This is a genomic window from Streptomyces sp. CB01580 (assembly GCF_001905795.1).
GTDB lineage: Bacteria > Actinomycetota > Actinomycetes > Streptomycetales > Streptomycetaceae > Streptomyces.
On sequence record NZ_LIXJ01000021.1, the window covers coordinates 114,306 to 130,158 of the forward strand.

Below are 15,853 nucleotides of genomic sequence, written 5' to 3' on the forward strand. Positions count from 1 at the left end.
GTTCACAGGGCGTACCCCACACCCTGCACCGTACGGATCAGCGCGGGTTCCCCGAGCTTCCCCCGCAGCTTGCTCATGCAGACCCGGACGGCTCCGGTGAAGGGGTCGGCGTTGGCGTCCCAGGCCCGCTCCAGCAGCTCCTCCGCGCTGACGGTCGCACCGTCGGCCTCCAGCAGCAGCTGGAGCACCGAGAACTCCTTCGGCGAGAGGTCGAGTTCCCGGCCCTCCCGGGAGGCGGTGCGCCGCACGGTGTCGAGCCGGATGCCGTGCCGTTCCAGCTGCGGTGGTACGGGGCGCGCGCTGCGCCGCCGCAGCGCCCGTACCCGCGAGACCAGCTCCGGGAACTCGAAGGGCTTGCCCAGGTAGTCGTCGGCACCGAGATCGAGCCCGGCGACCCGGTCCTCCATGGAACCGGCGGCGGTGAGCATCAGGATCCTGGTCCGGGAGCCGGTGGCGACCAGTTTGCGCGCCACGTCGTCGCCGTGCACCCGTGGCAGATCACGGTCGAGGACGACGACGTCGTAGTCGTGCAGCCCCAGGTAGGCGAGGGCGGCGTCACCGCTGTACACGGTGTCGACGGCGAATCCGGCCCGTCGCAGCCCGGTGGCGACCAACTCCGCCAGCATCTCCTCGTCCTCGGCGACCAGTACCCGCATCGTGATGTCCCCTGCTTCGTGTGCCCCGTGCATGCGTGTCCACTCCCTCCCAGGATGCGTCTTTGTTAGGGGAAGGCATGTTTCGCAGAGGTCTCCGCACGGCCCGGGGCGTCCCGGCACGCTCCCGGCCCCGACCGCCACCGGCCGTAATCGGTGTGAGTCGATCTTCGGCAGGCCGTTAGGATTTTGCCCATGGCGGCCACTGGATCCGAGAAGCAGGGGGCGACGGCGTACTACGTCTCGACCCCCATCTACTACGTCAACGACGCTCCTCACCTGGGCCACGCCTACACGACCGTCGCAGGCGACGTGCTCACGCGCTGGCACCGCCAGCGCGGCGAGAAGGTGTGGTACCTCACCGGCACGGACGAGCACGGTCAGAAGATCATGCGCACTGCCGAGGCGAACGATGTCACCCCGCAGGAGTGGTGCGACAAGCTCGTGGAGGAGGCGTGGAAGCCCCTCTGGGAGCACCTGAACATCGCGAACGACGACTTCATCCGTACGACGGAGAAGCGGCACACCGACCGGGTGCAGGAGTTCGTGCAGGACCTGTACGACAAGGGTGAGATCTACAAGGGCGGCTACGAGGGCCCGTACTGCGTGGGATGCGAGGAGTACAAGCTCCCCGGCGACCTGATCGAGGACGAGGACGGCGTCAAGCTGTGCCCGATCCACAAGAAGCCGGTGGAGATCCTCAAGGAGGAGAACTACTTCTTCAAGCTGAGCGCGTACGGCCCGAAGCTGCTGGAGTTCTACGCGAACAACCCCGGCTTCGTGCAGCCCGAGTCCGCCCGCAACGAGGTCGTGAACTTCGTCCGGCAGGGTCTCCAGGACCTGTCCATCTCGCGCTCCACCTTCGACTGGGGCGTCCCGGTGCCGTGGGACGAGAAGCACGTCATCTACGTGTGGGTCGACGCGCTGCTGAACTACGCCACGGCGGTCGGCTACGGCGCCAACCAGGAGAAGTTCGACGGGACGTTCCCGGCGAACGTGCACCTGGTGGGCAAGGACATCCTCCGCTTCCACGCGGTGATCTGGCCCGCGATGCTGATGGCGCAGGGCCTGCCGCTGCCGGGCAAGGTCGCGGCCAACGGCTGGCTGATGGTCGGCGGCGAGAAGATGTCGAAGTCGAACCTGACCGGCATCAAGCCGCAGGACCTGACCTCGCACTTCGGCGTGGACGCGTACCGCTGGTACTTCCTGCGCGCCATCGCGTTCGGCAGCGACGGCTCGTTCTCCTGGGAGGACTTCTCCGCCCGGTACACCTCCGAGCTGGCCAACGACTACGGCAACCTCGCCTCGCGCGTCGCCGCGATGGTCGGCAAGTACTTCGACGGAGTGCTCCCGGAGGCCACCGCCGCGGGCGACGCCGAGAAGGCCGTCCAGGAGGGGCTTGCGAAGGCCGTCGCCACGGCCGACCAGAAGATCGGCGAGGAGCTGGACTTCCAGGCCGGCATCCTGGCGATCTTCGACTTCGTGAAGCAGGTCAACGGCTACATCACGGAGCAGGAGCCCTGGAAGGTCGCCAAGGCTGCGTTCTCCGATGCTGCTGACGCAGCGGGCTCTCCCGAGGGCCGGGCCCGCCTCGCGACGATCCTGTACACGGCCGCCGAGTCGCTGCGCGGTGTCGCGGTGCTGCTGAACGCCGTGATGCCGGAGACCTCGCAGAAGCTGTGGGACTCGCTGGGCGCCGAGGCGTCCCTGGGGGCGCTGTCCGACCAGCGCGTCCAGGAAGCGGGCGACTGGGGCCGCCTCCCGGCGGGCACCACGGTCACGAAGGGCGCGGTGCTGTTCCCCCGCCTGGAGGAGAAGCCGGCGTAACGCACGCCTCTCCCGCGCGAACGGTGAGGGCCGGGACATCTGCTCGACGCAGCGGTCCCGGCCCTCGATCGTGCGCGCACACCACCGGCGCACTCGTTTCGTCGAACCCGGTCCTTCAGCGAACCCAGTCCTTCAGCGGCTCGGTGTCCAGCTCGATGCCGACCGGGTCGGGCAGCTCGACGGTCTTCCCGTACGGCACCGTCACCACGCGCTCGTACCGCACGCCGTCGGGCTCCGAGTGCACCTTGACCTCGCAACTGTCGCGGTCGATCAGCAGATAGACGGGAATCCCGGTCTCGGCGTAGGCGCGCGGCTTCTCGACCCGGTCCCGGCGGTCGGTGTCCTCGTCGTAGGAGGTCACCTCGACGACCATGAGCACGCCGTCGGGACTGGCCCACTCCCCCTGACCGACGAAAGCGCCGCTGCGGGCGAGCGAACCATCCGGACGTGCGTTGCCCTTGCGGTACGTCCCGATCCGCAGCCCCTGCTCGGCGTACAGCCATCGCGCCGAGTCGGCCTGCATGCACAGGCGCGTCAACCACTCGATGATTCGCCCGTGATCCCCATCCGGCACGGCCTTGACCCCCAGTTTCCCGTTCACGAACTCCAGACGCAGCGCTTCGTCGGCGCGTATGGCGTGACGGGCGAGGTCCTCGAAGACCTCCTGGGTCAGCACGCTCTCCTCAACCACGGTCATCACTGCCTCCTGCCGGAAACGGAACGGCGTCCGGAAACGGGACTGCGTCCAGCGTACGGACACACGCCCTGGCCGGGGCTCGCTTCACCGCTCAAGCCACTCGGCGTCCCCCATCACCACCACAGGGTTCTTCCGCGGGTCGAGCAGCTTCAGCAGTTCCTTCATGTGCTCCACGGGCAGCGAGACACAGCCCTGCGTCGGGCCCCCATGATCCACGTGGAGCCAGATGCCGCCGCCCCGCTCCTGGCCGAGCGGGCGTTCGCGGTCCAGGGGGGAGACACCGGGGGTCCGGTTGTAGTCGATCGCGACGACGTAATCGAAAGAGCCTTCGAGGGGTTCACCGTCGAACCCTTCGCCGCTCACGGTGTAGGCCGGGTCCTGTTCGTACGGGAACACGGTGTTCGGCGCCGCGGACCGACCGCCCGCCGCCGTCAGCCCGTAGACCCCGGTCGGGGTGCGGAGGTCACCCTCCCGGTGGTTGTCGGCCCAGCCGTTCAGCCCGTTGTGGGCCGCCCAACGGGGGGTGGCCGCCCGCCAGCCCCGGGCGGGGTCGTCGCGGGTGTAGAGCGTGGCAGTGGACAGGCTGGAGTCGTAGGCGTCGCCGGTGACCACGAGCGCCTGCCGGGTCTCGGCCGGAATCCGGCCCCTGGTCCGCAGCCCCAGCCCGGGGATCAGGGCGGGCTGGACGCCCGGGACCTGCGGCGCTGGCGCGGCGGCCCGTCCCGGCGGCCCGTCCGCCTGCGAGCCCGCGGACGGCTTCCGACCACCCCGCCCGTCCCCGGCCTGCGCCCCGGCGGTCCCGGTGGAGGAGGCGGACGGCGCCGGGGTGGCGCGGGAGGCGATGTCGGTGACGGCCGTATCGCCACAGGCGGCGAGCGCCAGGATCGCGACAACGCAGGCACCGGCCCGGACGGCGGACGGAGGGCGACGCCGGGCGGCCGACGTACGGGACACGGACACGGGCTCTCTCTCCTCAGCGGACGTGCGGCGGCGCGGTGCGACGCGGGCCGGGTAGATCGGGTCGGTCACGGACATGCGGCTCGAAGGGACTCGCCGTCACGCTCGGCCCCGCCGACCCCAGTCAACGCCGAGTCACGAGAACGCGAATCCGCACGAGGGCCATACGGCGGTATGTGCACCGCCATCGTTCGGCCGTTTGTCCTTGAGTCGGCCCCAGTCCCGGCCGCTGGAAGCGCGCGGAGCGGTCCGGCGATCAGTGCCACGCGGGTTCCAGCGCTCGAAGGCGCGCGGTACGCAGCCGCACCCGCACGAAGAACGCGTCCTGGTCGGCGTCGAGCCCGGCCAGCAGCCCTTGGTGGAGTCGCCAGGCGTCAGCGCCGATCTCGTACGAGCACCGCGTGCACCGGTACGCGTCTCCTCGGGACGGGCACAGTCGTCCACCGCATGAAGGGCAGTTCACCCGGCTCCCCGTATCTGTGTCCAGGCATGGTGTTTCCGCAGCTCCAACACGTCCACCAGCCACCGACGTTCCGGCTCATCCGCTTGCCGCATCGAGGACACTGCATACGACCTCCCGTTCTCTCGGCAGCGGTGCCATGCGGGCCGGTGGCAGGGGCAGGCGCACCGCCGGTCCTCGATCGGCACCTCCCACTCCGGAGCTCCCGGCCGTCGCGTGACGCCCGGCCCCGGACACTCCTCGTGCTCACCGATCCGACACGCAGGCGCGAGCCCCGGCCGGGCCGACGTCCGCGCGGTCATGGCCGTTCGCCGTACGAAACCAGGCGGCGCTGCTCCCGGCACGGGGCGCACGCGTACAGGGCGGTCCCGGGGTCCGATCCCTGGTCGACGATCTCGATCAGGACGGTGGTCCCGGACGGGCCCTTGTGCCAGTGGCACCAGCCGGATCCGGGGTTCGCGACCGCCGGAATCGGTTGTGGACGCGATTGCGCCGTCACTCCACCCCCCTTGCACCGGTCGCACCGACAGGCCGGAAACTCCGCCGACAGCTCCACCGTCTCGGCCGGAACGACCTCGGCCTTCGGCCGGACGACACGCGTCCGCCCGTACCGGTCCACCTCGTACACCTTGATCGTCATCGACATCCCGGACCTCGCCGACGCGCTGCCGGCTGCGCCGGGCCCCGGAATGCGTGCCAACTCCGGCCTGTCCGGGGCACGGTCGGGCACGAGATGCCTGCCCAGCAGGTGGTGCGGGTGCGGCCGATCGGCGTCCGGTACGCGGCATCCGCCGTCCTTACCGGTACCCCGGTCATGTCGTTCCCACGTGGTTGGAGGCAGGAACGGCAAGGAAGTACCCGGTGCGGGCGGCGCACTGCCGCTCGCTTCCCCGCTCGCTCATCTCATACTCGAAACCCGTGGCGCAGCCTCCACCGATGACGGCGACGTCTTCCACGAGCGGCCTGTGCAACGGGCTGCTCGCGCGATGACGCAACTCGGGTGCAAGCGCGGCCTGTGGCCCATGACCTCGTGAGTGGTCCACCAATTTCTGAAGGTCGGTAGCGTCCATGCACCGACACTCTCAAGCGAGCCGGGACGGCGGGATATGACGACCCATGACACGAAGTTGATCAAGAAAGCGGTGACGATCACCGGCACCCGGAACACAGGACATCGCCCGCCCGTCGCATACGACCAGCTCTTCACCGACTATCTGGGCCCCTTCGTGCACGGCGGCCACTTCTACCTGGGAGGCGCAATGGGCATCGACTCACTCAGCCTGCTCTGGCTCGCGGAGCGGACCGACGCGGGAATCACGGTCGTGGCTCCGGGCACCGTGGGTCAACAACCGGCCGAGGCGCAGCAGGCCATCACTCGAACGAGAGACCGTATCGCGGAGATCGTCGAACTCGGCGCGGCCGATCTGCGGGCCTCCGCGTACCACGCACGGAACCAATGGATGGTCGACCACACCTCGTTGACCATCGGGTTTCCCCATGCCACGGAGCCGTCGTCCGGTACGTGGCAAACGATCGACTACACGGCGGAACAGGGGAAACCTCGGCTGATCGTCCCCGTGTAGCCGCCGGTCTGCTGCACCATGTGCCGTACGAAGTCCGGCCGCGCGGGCGGGGAAGACGTCGTCCATGGGGTGGTCACCGACGTATAGGGTGTCCCGGGCCCTGGCCTGGGAGGCGTCGAGGACGCGTGCGAAGAAGTCCCCCGACGGCTTGGCGCAGCGCCATTCCTTGGAGGTGGCGATGAAGTCGGCCGGCAGATCCAGGTCGCGGAGCAGTTCCCCTGCGCGGATCGTCTGGTTGCCCGCGATGACGACCCGGACGCCGAGTTCCCGCAGTGCGGCGAGCGCGGGATGCACGTCCTCGTACAGGTCGGTCTCGTCGAGGTGTTCGCCGCGACCTGCGGCCTCGCGGGCCGCGTACTCGGCGGGGATGTCGATGCCGGGACGCAGGAGACGGAGGGCTTCCGCGTTGTCGAGGCCCTGGGCGGTGACGGCGCCGACGAGGGCGGACAGGGTGTGTCTGGGCACGGAGAGCCAGTCGGCCCAGGACGCCCAGTAACGGTCGTCGCGTACGAGGGTTTCACCGATGTCGAACACGATCGTCTTCACCCGGGCGAGCCTACGAGGTTCCGTCGATGCCCAACGTGGACGACCGTTCCGGCGGGACTACGGCAAGTTGCCGACGGGAGGCGGGTCAGCGTCACGCGCGTTCCAGCAGCGGGTCTCCAGCCGCCAGGGGTGTGCCGGAACTCGCGGAACAGGTGGGAGATCGATGCGAACGGCTGAAGCGTGGATGCGTCGTTCCTGGGGGCGTAGCGGGTCAGCAGGCTGCGCGGCACACGGCCGAAGGTCTCGGACGGCTTGACGTCCCGTAGCTGCACAAGGTGCACGGGAGGCCGATCAGCGCTTCCGCAGCCCCAACGGGCAGGCCTGAAGTTCTTTGTGCGTACTCGGGATCAGCTTCGAAAAAGGCTCTGGAGTCGGGCGACGTCGTCGTCCCCGCCGATCTCCGTCACGTGCTCTGTTTGGTACATCCAGTCGGTATTACCTGGCCCGCCCCCATGGACAACCCGCTTTTGCAGTTGTGTGGTGCGGCATCTCGACCAGGTTCGACTAAGGGCTGTCCAGTAATCCCTGGCGGGCACGCGACGACAGCTGCGGCACCTCGCCGCATTGCCGGAACATCGGCATACGTCCAGTATGCGACTGCACGACGCCCGGCCGGACTGATGCGGCTGTGCCACTCCACACGACCAATCCGAAACCTGGGCGGGAGGCCGCCGGGCGGTCTCTGCTCCATATCCACTCGTCGGCTACGGTACATGGACGGGCCACCCCTCCGGGGATACCCGCGAACTGCGCCTTGAATAGCGAAAGTTGGAAAACCAGTGGCGGTCCCCTCCTCCACGGTGGAGCAGCGTGACATCGAACGCGGCTCATCACCGCGAAGCAGGATGTCCACATACCCGGACGTATGCGGGTACTCCAGCGAATTGGCGAAGTGCCACGGCTGCCGCCGGCATGCCTGCCGGGGATGAAGGGACGTCCCTTACCAGGGGAAAAAGATGTCTTTTGAGAACGAGTGGGAGCAACTCAAGGCCGCTGCACGAGCGGAACATTCCACACGAATGCGCCTGAATCAGGCCCCTGGCGGAACGGGGCAGGATTCCAAAAAGAAGCTGCACGTGACCCCAGGGACCCTTCGAAGCTTCGCGAAGAAGGCGGAGGAAAAGGCGGCAAAGGAATTCCGGGAGGCGCATTCTGTTGCGGTATCAAAAACCTCCGAAGTGTCCGGATCCATGAAGGGGTTCACATGCGATGAGGCATTCATCAGCTTCATCGAATCCTGGAAGAAGGGTGTCAAATACGTTGTCGGCGCGATCGGAGATGAGGGACTCGCCGCAAACCTGAGATCATCGGCGGACAGCTTCACAGCTCAAGACATAGATATACGAAACAGCTTTAGCGGTGCGGGCACATACAAACCGGGCGACACCATCTGAGAGTTTCCATAAATCTCTGCCTCTGCGCGAGGGAGAGGGATTTTCGTGTGCCCCGTCCGCACGGCCGGTGAGGCCGAAGCCATACAAAGGCACCCGATGCCGGGTTTGGCGTGGCGGGGACCGAGCCCCCTAAGACAGTTCCAACACCGCGCTCAGGCCAACCATCACCAGCGCCACGACCAACAGATAAGAACGACCCTTGGGGGACTTGCATGTCGTTGACATATGCGGAACTCAGCGGAGTGAATCTTGATAAATTCTCTGCCGCCGTCGACGCCTGGGCAAACCTACCTGCACTCATTCACAGCGCCGGCTCGACCTTCAAAAATGAAGTGGCAAAGGGGCTCCGGGAGTCGGACTGGGAGGGAGAAGCGGCACAAGCAGCTTTTACCGAACTGAACGGACTCTCACATCAGATCGATAATTCGGAGAACGAAGCAAAGAGTGTTCACAAACTCTTGAGCAACTGTCTCAACACATTTCGCTCACTGAAAGGTGAGCTGGAAAACATGGTGAACGGCCTCGAAGGGCATGAGCACCTTTCGATCAACTTGACTGACGGGTCGGTTTTCGTGGACCCGAGAAAGGTTGAACCGAAAGACTTCGATAGCCTGACAACCGCATACCAGACCACCATATCCTCGTACAAGAAAAGAACGCTACAGGTTCTGCAGGATGCCGAGGAGGCCGACTCCACGCTTCGTTGGGCACTGCAGAATATGAGCGAGAGCTACGACATCGGATTCCTCCCCACCGCTCCGGCCTCTCTCGTGGAGGCCCGGAAGATGCGCAGAGAGAACGGTCTGGACAGTTCAGGAGGGAAGGGGAAGAAGATCTCCCTCAAAGAACTCTCCGACCAGGAGATTCAGACACGGATCGATAACGCTTCCCGCGGCAAATTCGGCAATAGTACCATCAAGCCGGTGGCAGAATTCCTTAGCTACAGGGCTTGGATGAACAGCGTGGACAGCATCGGCAAGAAGGACTGGGCCAGCGCCAGGTCTTATTTCATCGGCGGGACACCCGCCTATGCGGCCGGCATGGAGGCCTGGCTCATGGAGACTTCTGGCGGCGGAGGGCGGCACCGAAAGCCGACCTTGATGAACAGGGCTGGAAGCCTGGGCGGGAAGGTGTTCGGCGTCCCTGCTGCGCTTGTTGCCACTGGACTGGATTTCTACTACACCCCGGCGCAGCATGCTTCGAACGAGCCCAACGCGAAAATCATGGCGCCAAAGGATCCAGGAAATGTTCACTGGAAGTAGGGCGTGAAAAATTGAAAGGGATGCGACGCATGTCCGGACGGGCCAGACAGTTTTTGATCGGCGGGTTCCTCGGGAACCACCGGACCCTGATCATGGGGTTCATCGGGGTCGCAGCGGGCGTAATGGGGACGGTCTTCGGAATCTCCGACGGGGCGGGCGTCGGCGAAATCCTTTCATTTCTCGGGATCGGCACACTGGGATTGCTCGTCGTGATAGGAAGCGTATACGCCTTGGTGATTCGGTCCAAAGGTCAGAGACACTATCGGTGACCTTGCCACTTCCAAGCCGGACGTATCGCGCTCGGTCTCGGTGCGCAAGGGCGTGAGTCACGCCCTCGTTGTCCTGCGTGACCTCGTATGCGGGGGCCATGCCACCGCCCGCCACACGCGGCATGACGGCGAACAGCTCCCGGCCGGAGAATCCGGCCGGGAGCTGTTTCACGTGGAACCTGGGGCACCCGAAACCAGGGGCCCGGGGTCGCCGGGCACCGGTGACGAGGGGTTCGCCGTCAGTCCTTGTCCTTCGCCGCGACCGGCTTGCGGAGCTGGATGTTCAGCTCGCGCAGGCGGGACTCGTCCAGCTCCGTCGGGGCGCCCATCATCAGGTCCTGGGCGTTGCCGTTGAGCGGGAAGGCGATGGTCTCGCGGATGTTGGGCTCGTCCGCGAGGAGCATCACGATGCGGTCGACGCCCGGGGCGATGCCGCCGTGCGGCGGGGCGCCGAGGCGGAAGGCGCGGAGCATGCCCGCGAACTCGTGCTCGACGGTCTCGCGGTCGTAACCGGCGATCTCGAACGCCTTGAGCATGACATCGGGCTCGTGGTTGCGGATGGCGCCGGAGGACAGCTCGATGCCGTTGCAGACGATGTCGTACTGCCAGGCCAGGATGTCGAGCGGGTCCTTCTCCTCCAGGTCCTTCATGCCGCCCTGGGGCATCGAGAAGGGGTTGTGCGAGAAGTCGATCTTGCCGGTGTCCTCGTCCTTCTCGTACATCGGGAAGTCGACGATCCAGCAGAACCGGAAGACGTCCTCCTCGAAGTGGCCGGCGCGCTTGGCGGCCTCGACGCGGACGACGGACATGATCTTGGAGACCTCGTCGAACTCGCCCGCGCCGAAGAAGACGGCATGGCCGGGGACGAGGGACAGGCGCTCGGTGAGCGTCTTGACGTCGTTCTCGGTGAGGAACTTGGCGATCGGGCCGGCGAGGGCGCCGTCCTCGCCGACGCGGACCCAGGCCAGGCCCTTGGCGCCGTGCTGGACGGCGTAGTCGCCGAGGCCGTCGAAGAACTTCCGGGACTGGCCCGCGGTGTCCGGGACCGGGAGGGCACGGACGTGCTTGCCCGCGAACGCCTTGAACTCCGAGTCGGCGAAGATGTCGGAGATGTCGACCAGTTCCAGCTTGGCGCGCAGGTCCGGCTTGTCGTTGCCGTACTTCAGCATCGACTCGCGGAACGGGATGCGCGGGAACGGCGAGGTGACGTGGCGGCCGTTGCCGAACTCCTCGAAGAGCTCGGTCATCAGCTTCTCGATCGGCTGGAAGACGTCCTCCTGCTCGACGAACGACAGCTCGACGTCGAGCTGGTAGAACTCGCCGGGCGAACGGTCCGCGCGGGCGTCCTCGTCACGGAAGCACGGCGCGATCTGGAAGTAGCGGTCGAAGCCCGAGATCATCAGCAGCTGCTTGAACTGCTGCGGGGCCTGCGGCAGAGCGTAGAACTTGCCCGGGTTCAGGCGGGACGGGACGACGAAGTCGCGGGCGCCCTCGGGGGACGTCGCGGTGAGGATCGGGGTCGCCATCTCGTTGAAGCCGAGGGCCACCATCTTGGAGCGGATGGAGGCGATGACGGCCGAGCGCAGCATGATGTTGCGGTGCATGCGCTCGCGGCGCAGGTCGAGGAAGCGGTACTCCAGGCGCCGCTCCTCGTTGACCCCGTCCTCGGTGTTGATCGTGAACGGCAGCGGGGCGGCCTCGCCCAGCACCTCGACCTCGGTGACCTCGACCTCGATCTCGCCGGTCGGGAGCTCCGGGTTGACGTTCTCGGCGCCGCGCGCGGAGACCTTGCCGTCGATACGTACGACGGTCTCCTTGGTGAGCTTCGCCAGCGCCTCGTTGGCGGGGGTGCCGGGGCGGGCGACGAGCTGCACCAGACCGTAGTGGTCGCGCAGATCGATGAAGAGGATGCCGCCCAGGTCTCGGCGATTGTGCAGCCAGCCGCTCAGCCGGACGTCGGTGCCGACGTCAGAGGCGCGGAGCTCGCCGCAGGTGTGGGACCTGTACCGATGCATCGTCGTTCATCCAGTCTTCGCGGTTCGGGGTGGATTCAACCACCCCAGGCTACCGCCCGCGCCCGCACCGATTCATTGACATTGACATTTCAAGATCGCCCGGCGGCGGCGTGGGCCCCGGACGAGCCGCCCCCGGACCTCCCGGCGAGGCCGCGCCCCGGACCGCCCCGGCGGGGCCACGCCCCGGACCTCGTACACGACTTCTCCGGGTGCGCCCACCCCGAGCAGCGGTCCCGTGTGGCCGCTATGGCCGCCCACAGTGGCGTTTAACGAGCAGATCTTCTTAAAGTGGGGCAATGCGCACCGAGGATGTCCTGGCCGCGACCGCGACCGGTCTGTGGCGCTGGGACAGCGGAGCCCGGACCGTGACGCTTGACGCGGAGGCGGCCCGGCTCCTCGGGCTGCCCGCGACGGCCGGTGTCTTCCGCGAGTCGGCGGTGCGTTCCCGCTTCCATCCGGTCGACTGGAACGAGATACACGGGGTGGTGGGCCTCGCGCTCGCCGAGGGCACCCTCGCCGAGGCCCGGCTGCGGATCGTGGATCCGCAGGGACGGGTGCTGCGCACGGTACGCAGCCGGTCCAAGCCGCTGACGCTCGGGAACGAGCCGCTGCCGCCCATGAACGAGTCGGTGCCGCCCGGAGGGTCACCCTCGGACCTCACGGATGCCTCGGACCTCATGGATCCCTCGGGCCTCACAGATCCCTCGGACCGCACGGATCCCTCGGACCGCACAGATCCCTCGGACCGCACAGATCCTGTGAACCACACAGGCCCCTCAGGACCTACGGGCCTCTCACGTCTCACGGGCCCTGCGAGCCGCACGGCCCCCGCGATCACCGCGGAGACCGTGAGCCCCGCGAACGTCAGAAATCCCACGAAAGAGTCGGTGCCGCCCGAGAAGCCGGGCGGCGCCTCCTTTGTCATGGTGGGCACCCTCCAGGAGGTCGCCGAGCGGCAGCCCGGCGGCACCACCGGGACCGGCACCACCACCGGGGACTGGCACCGCTCCCGCGAGGCGTTCCTGCTGGACGCGGGCCGCGCGCTGGCCGAGGCCCGGTCCACCGAGGAGGTGCTGCGGGTCGCCGCCTCGCTCTCCATGCCCGGGTTCTCGCCGGACGGCCTGGCCGTCTTCGGCGTCGCGGGCGACCGGCTGACGATCACCGGGCATTACGGGCACAAGACGGGCGACGAGCGTCCCTTCAACGGCATGGCGCTGGACGCCGACTACCCGGCCGCCGAGGTCATACGGACGGGGCGGGCGATCTATCTGCCCTCGCCCGAGCAGTACCGGCACCGCTACCCGGACACCTGGCCGCTCGCCAGTACGTTCGGCCGCCGGTCCTGGGCCTTTCTGCCGCTGACGGTGGCGGGGCGGACCATGGGCGCCTGGCTGGCGGCGTTCCGCCAGCCGGTCGCGTTCACGACGGACGAACGGTCGGTGCTGACGACGGTGGCCCGGATGCTGGCCCAGGCGCTGGCCCGCGCCGGGGTCGCCGAGACCGAGCGCGAACTGTCGCTGGGACTGCAACGCTCGATGATGCCGTCCCTCGGCCCCGGTGTCCCCGGGATGACGGTCGCCGCCCGCTACGTCCCGACCGGCGGCGGGCTCCAGGTCGGTGGCGACTGGTACGACATGATCCCGCTCCCCAACGGCCGCATCGCCCTCGTCATCGGTGACGTCCAGGGCCACGACGTGCGCGCCGCGGGGCTGATGGGGCAGTTGCGCATCGCGCTGCGCGCGTACGCCGCCGAGGGGCACCGGCCGGACGCGGTGCTCTCGCGTGCGTCCCGCTTCCTCTCCGGGCTCACCGACGCCTACGAGGACGGAGAGGGACCCGGCCCCCGCTTCGCGACCTGCCTGTACGCGGAGGCCGATCCGGAGACCGGAACCCTCGACATCGCGCGGGCCGGCCACCCCCACCCCGTGGTGGTGACGGCCGACGGGACCGCGACGATCCGCTTCACCGACGGCGGGCTGCCGCTCGGCGTCGAGTCGGACGCGGACTACCCGACGAGCAGGCTCACCCTGGAGCCCGGCGAGACGATCATGCTCTGTACGGACGGGCTGATCGAGACCGGCGGCCACGACATGGCGACGGGCTGGATCCGGCTGCGGCCGGTCCTGGAACAGCAGACGGCCGACCTGGAGAAGCTCGCCGACGCCCTCGTGCAGGCCGTGCACGGGCCCACCGCCCACTACACGACGGGCCCGCTGGCGGACCGCCGCGAGGACGACCTCGCCGTGCTGCTGCTGCGACGCGACGGCGAACCGTCGCAGGAGACGACGACGCGCCGGGCCGCGCTGACCATCGCACAGGCCGCACCGGAGCGGATCTCGGCGGCCCGGCAGCAGCTGCGGGAGCTGCTGCACGACTGGGCGGATCCGGAGCAGATCGACGCGGCGGTGCTGATGGTCTCCGAGATGACCACCAACGTCCTCGTCCACACGGACGGCGACGCGCTGCTGATCGTCCGGGCGACCGGGGAGCCGGGTGAGCGTCGGCTCCGGGTCGAGGTGGCAGACGGCAGCGACGAACTGCCGCACCGGCGATGCCCCGGGGAAATGGCCTCCAGCGGACGCGGGCTCGTGCTGCTGGAAATGCTCGCCGACGCGTGGGGCGTGGACCCCCAGGGCGGAGGAAAGCTGATCTGGTTCGAGCTGTACGAACCGGGCGCGAGCGCGGAAGCACGGCCCCCCGCAGAAGCGGAAACAGGACCGGGACCAGGGCCAGGAACGGCAACAGGAACGGGAACGACAAGGGACGCGCGAACGGCGACCGGAGCCGGAGCGGACACGGGAACAGGCACGGGAGCGGATGCCGGTCCGGGCCCCGGGTCGGACGGCTGAACCGGCCTCTCCACCGAACGGTTCCGTCCCGCCCGTCCTCCTTCTCAGGCCTCGGAAGGGCCGGAGGAACCGGAGGGCGAGGCGCCGGACGGGGAAGGGCCGGACGGGGACGCGCCGGCCGGACCGGGACGGTCCCCGCGCAGTTCGCCGATGATCCCGAAGGCCGCCGCGCACACCGGCACCGCGAGCAGCATGCCCAGCAGCCCAGCCACCCCGGCGCCCGCGGTGATCGCGATCATGATCGTGGCCGGGTGCATCTGAACCGTACGGCTCTGGATCATCGGTTGCAGGACGTGGCCCTCCAGCACCTGTACGGCGAGCACGACGCCCAGCGCCCACAGCGCGATCACCACTCCCCGGTCGGCGAGCGCCACCAGGATCGCGACCGCGCCGGAGATGAACGCCCCGAGATACGGGATGTACGCGCCGACGAAGACCAGCGCCCCCAGCCCCACGGCACCGGGTACGCGCAGGATCAGCAGACCGATGGTGATGCAGACCGCGTCGATCAGGGCGATGAACGTGGTGCCGCGCATGAAGCCCTGGACCGCCTCGAAGGCCCGCCGCCCCATGGCCTCGACCAGGTCGCCCGTACCGCGCGGGGCGACCGCGTGGGCGAGGCCCGCGGCCCGGTCGGAGTCGCGCAGGAAGAAGAAGGTCAGCAGCAGGGCCAGGACGCTCGTCGCGAGCAGCGAACCGATCAGGCTGATCCCGGACAGGAGCCCGCCCGCGGCGCTCGCACCGAATTTCTCCAGGATCTTCTGGGCGTTGGCGGCGAGGGCGTCCACATCGGTCGTCCCTTTGATCCCGAGGTGGTCGACGAACCACTGCCCGGTGCGTTTGAGCGAACCGAGGATCTGCGGGCCGGTGTCCACGAGCGCGGTGACGACGATGTATCCCGCGCCGCCGACCACCGCGACGAGCAGGGCGCAGGTGAGCCCCGCGGCCACCGAACGGTTGACACCGCCCGCCGTCAGCCTGCTGTGGACCGGGCCGAGCAGAGCCGTGCCGAGCAGGGCGAGCAGTACAGGCGTGACGGCCGGCTTGAAGATGACGCACAGCCACACGGCGACCGCCACGACCCCGGTGACGAGGAGGACGACACCGCACCAGGCGGCGGTGCGCCGAGCGCCGTCGGGCAGAAGGGGCTTCTGGGTCTGCACGCTCCCACCCGATCATGTCGTGAATGCAATGTCTCGCCCGTGCCGCCGTACGGGCGACGGGCCGCCACGTGCCACCTCTCGGCGGTCATGTGCGATGTCCAGTGCTGTGGCCGGAAAGGTTTGCCGGGCGTCGCGAGCCGGTGAACCTTTCCGGTCGCAGCACTAGTAGGGCTTTGTT

11 protein-coding genes and 2 pseudogenes are annotated in these 15,853 nt (G+C 68.1%); 5 read left to right on the forward strand and 8 right to left on the reverse strand.

Features of this window, described 5'->3' with window-relative positions; all coding sequences use genetic code 11:
* Positions 1–2: 2 nt before the first annotated feature.
* Entirely contained in the window at positions 3–656 is a 654-nt protein-coding gene (locus AMK22_RS26780; RefSeq protein ID WP_073789152.1) for a response regulator transcription factor, read from the reverse strand.
* A 192-nt stretch (positions 657–848) separates the two neighbouring features.
* On the opposite strand from AMK22_RS26780, the gene metG reads away from it, so the two are divergent.
* Entirely contained in the window at positions 849–2,480 is a 1,632-nt protein-coding gene (gene metG, locus AMK22_RS26785) for a methionine--tRNA ligase (RefSeq protein WP_073789116.1), read from the forward strand.
* A gap of 115 nt (positions 2,481–2,595) precedes the next feature.
* Here metG and AMK22_RS26790 read toward each other — a convergent pair whose 3' ends face one another.
* The 5 genes and pseudogenes from AMK22_RS26790 to AMK22_RS26810 form a co-directional block, all read right to left on the reverse strand.
* On the reverse strand, positions 2,596–3,177 hold the full coding sequence (locus AMK22_RS26790; RefSeq protein ID WP_073789118.1) for a Uma2 family endonuclease: 582 nt from the start codon (positions 3,175–3,177) through the stop codon (positions 2,596–2,598).
* 84 nt (positions 3,178–3,261) lie between these two features.
* Positions 3,262–4,137 (reverse strand): L,D-transpeptidase family protein, encoded by an 876-nt coding sequence (locus tag AMK22_RS26795; RefSeq protein WP_242434144.1) that lies wholly within the window; start codon positions 4,135–4,137, stop codon positions 3,262–3,264.
* Positions 4,138–4,390: 253 nt separating this feature from the next.
* Positions 4,391–4,597 carry a hypothetical protein gene (locus AMK22_RS39230; protein WP_143203599.1) on the reverse strand — a complete coding sequence of 69 codons (207 nt, stop codon included), beginning with the start codon at positions 4,595–4,597 and terminating at the stop codon, positions 4,391–4,393.
* Between the two features lie 295 nt (positions 4,598–4,892).
* Positions 4,893–5,234: a hypothetical protein gene (locus tag AMK22_RS26800; protein WP_199883325.1), complete on the reverse strand. Its 342-nt coding sequence runs from the start codon at positions 5,232–5,234 to the stop codon at positions 4,893–4,895.
* A gap of 961 nt (positions 5,235–6,195) precedes the next feature.
* Positions 6,196–6,723, reverse strand: a pseudogene (locus AMK22_RS26810) (HAD family hydrolase); the annotation flags it as partial.
* 956 nt (positions 6,724–7,679) lie between these two features.
* On the opposite strand from AMK22_RS26810, the gene AMK22_RS38600 reads away from it, so the two are divergent.
* The 3 genes from AMK22_RS38600 to AMK22_RS26820 all read left to right on the forward strand — a co-directional run bounded on the left by AMK22_RS38600 (position 7,680) and on the right by AMK22_RS26820 (position 9,648).
* The gene (locus AMK22_RS38600) at positions 7,680–8,117 is read left to right on the forward strand and encodes a type VII secretion target (protein WP_107430640.1); all 438 of its coding nucleotides are present in this window, start codon (positions 7,680–7,682) and stop codon (positions 8,115–8,117) included.
* 212 nt (positions 8,118–8,329) lie between these two features.
* Complete coding sequence (locus AMK22_RS26815) at positions 8,330–9,379, forward strand: hypothetical protein (protein WP_143203600.1); 1,050 nt, start codon at positions 8,330–8,332, stop codon at positions 9,377–9,379.
* Between the two features lie 29 nt (positions 9,380–9,408).
* On the forward strand, positions 9,409–9,648 hold the full coding sequence (locus AMK22_RS26820) for a hypothetical protein (protein WP_073789123.1): 240 nt from the start codon (positions 9,409–9,411) through the stop codon (positions 9,646–9,648).
* A 239-nt stretch (positions 9,649–9,887) separates the two neighbouring features.
* Here the strand turns inward: AMK22_RS26820 and aspS are convergent, their stop codons facing one another.
* Entirely contained in the window at positions 9,888–11,663 is a 1,776-nt protein-coding gene (gene aspS / locus AMK22_RS26825) for an aspartate--tRNA ligase (protein WP_073789125.1), read from the reverse strand.
* Positions 11,664–11,959: 296 nt separating this feature from the next.
* Between aspS and AMK22_RS26830 the strand changes: the two are divergent.
* Positions 11,960–14,353, forward strand: a pseudogene (locus AMK22_RS26830) (ATP-binding SpoIIE family protein phosphatase); the annotation flags it as partial.
* Positions 14,354–14,556: 203 nt separating this feature from the next.
* Here AMK22_RS26830 and AMK22_RS26835 read toward each other — a convergent pair.
* The gene (locus tag AMK22_RS26835) at positions 14,557–15,675 is read right to left on the reverse strand and encodes an AI-2E family transporter (protein ID WP_073789127.1); all 1,119 of its coding nucleotides are present in this window, start codon (positions 15,673–15,675) and stop codon (positions 14,557–14,559) included.
* Positions 15,676–15,853 lie beyond the last annotated feature (178 nt).

What these genes read in the sequence shown, in the direction of transcription:
- AMK22_RS26780 (WP_073789152.1), bottom strand. Translation starts at nt 656, where the DNA reads ATGCGGGTACTGGTCGCCGAGGACGAGGAGATGCTGGCGGAGTTGGTC.
- metG (WP_073789116.1), top strand. Translation starts at nt 849, where the DNA reads ATGGCGGCCACTGGATCCGAGAAGCAGGGGGCGACGGCGTACTACGTC.
- AMK22_RS26790 (WP_073789118.1), bottom strand. Translation starts at nt 3,177, where the DNA reads ATGACCGTGGTTGAGGAGAGCGTGCTGACCCAGGAGGTCTTCGAGGAC.
- AMK22_RS26800 (WP_199883325.1), bottom strand. Translation starts at nt 5,234, where the DNA reads ATGACGATCAAGGTGTACGAGGTGGACCGGTACGGGCGGACGCGTGTC.
- AMK22_RS38600 (WP_107430640.1), top strand. Translation starts at nt 7,680, where the DNA reads ATGTCTTTTGAGAACGAGTGGGAGCAACTCAAGGCCGCTGCACGAGCG.
- AMK22_RS26815 (WP_143203600.1), top strand. Translation starts at nt 8,330, where the DNA reads ATGTCGTTGACATATGCGGAACTCAGCGGAGTGAATCTTGATAAATTC.
- AMK22_RS26820 (WP_073789123.1), top strand. Translation starts at nt 9,409, where the DNA reads ATGTCCGGACGGGCCAGACAGTTTTTGATCGGCGGGTTCCTCGGGAAC.
- aspS (WP_073789125.1), bottom strand. Translation starts at nt 11,663, where the DNA reads ATGCATCGGTACAGGTCCCACACCTGCGGCGAGCTCCGCGCCTCTGAC.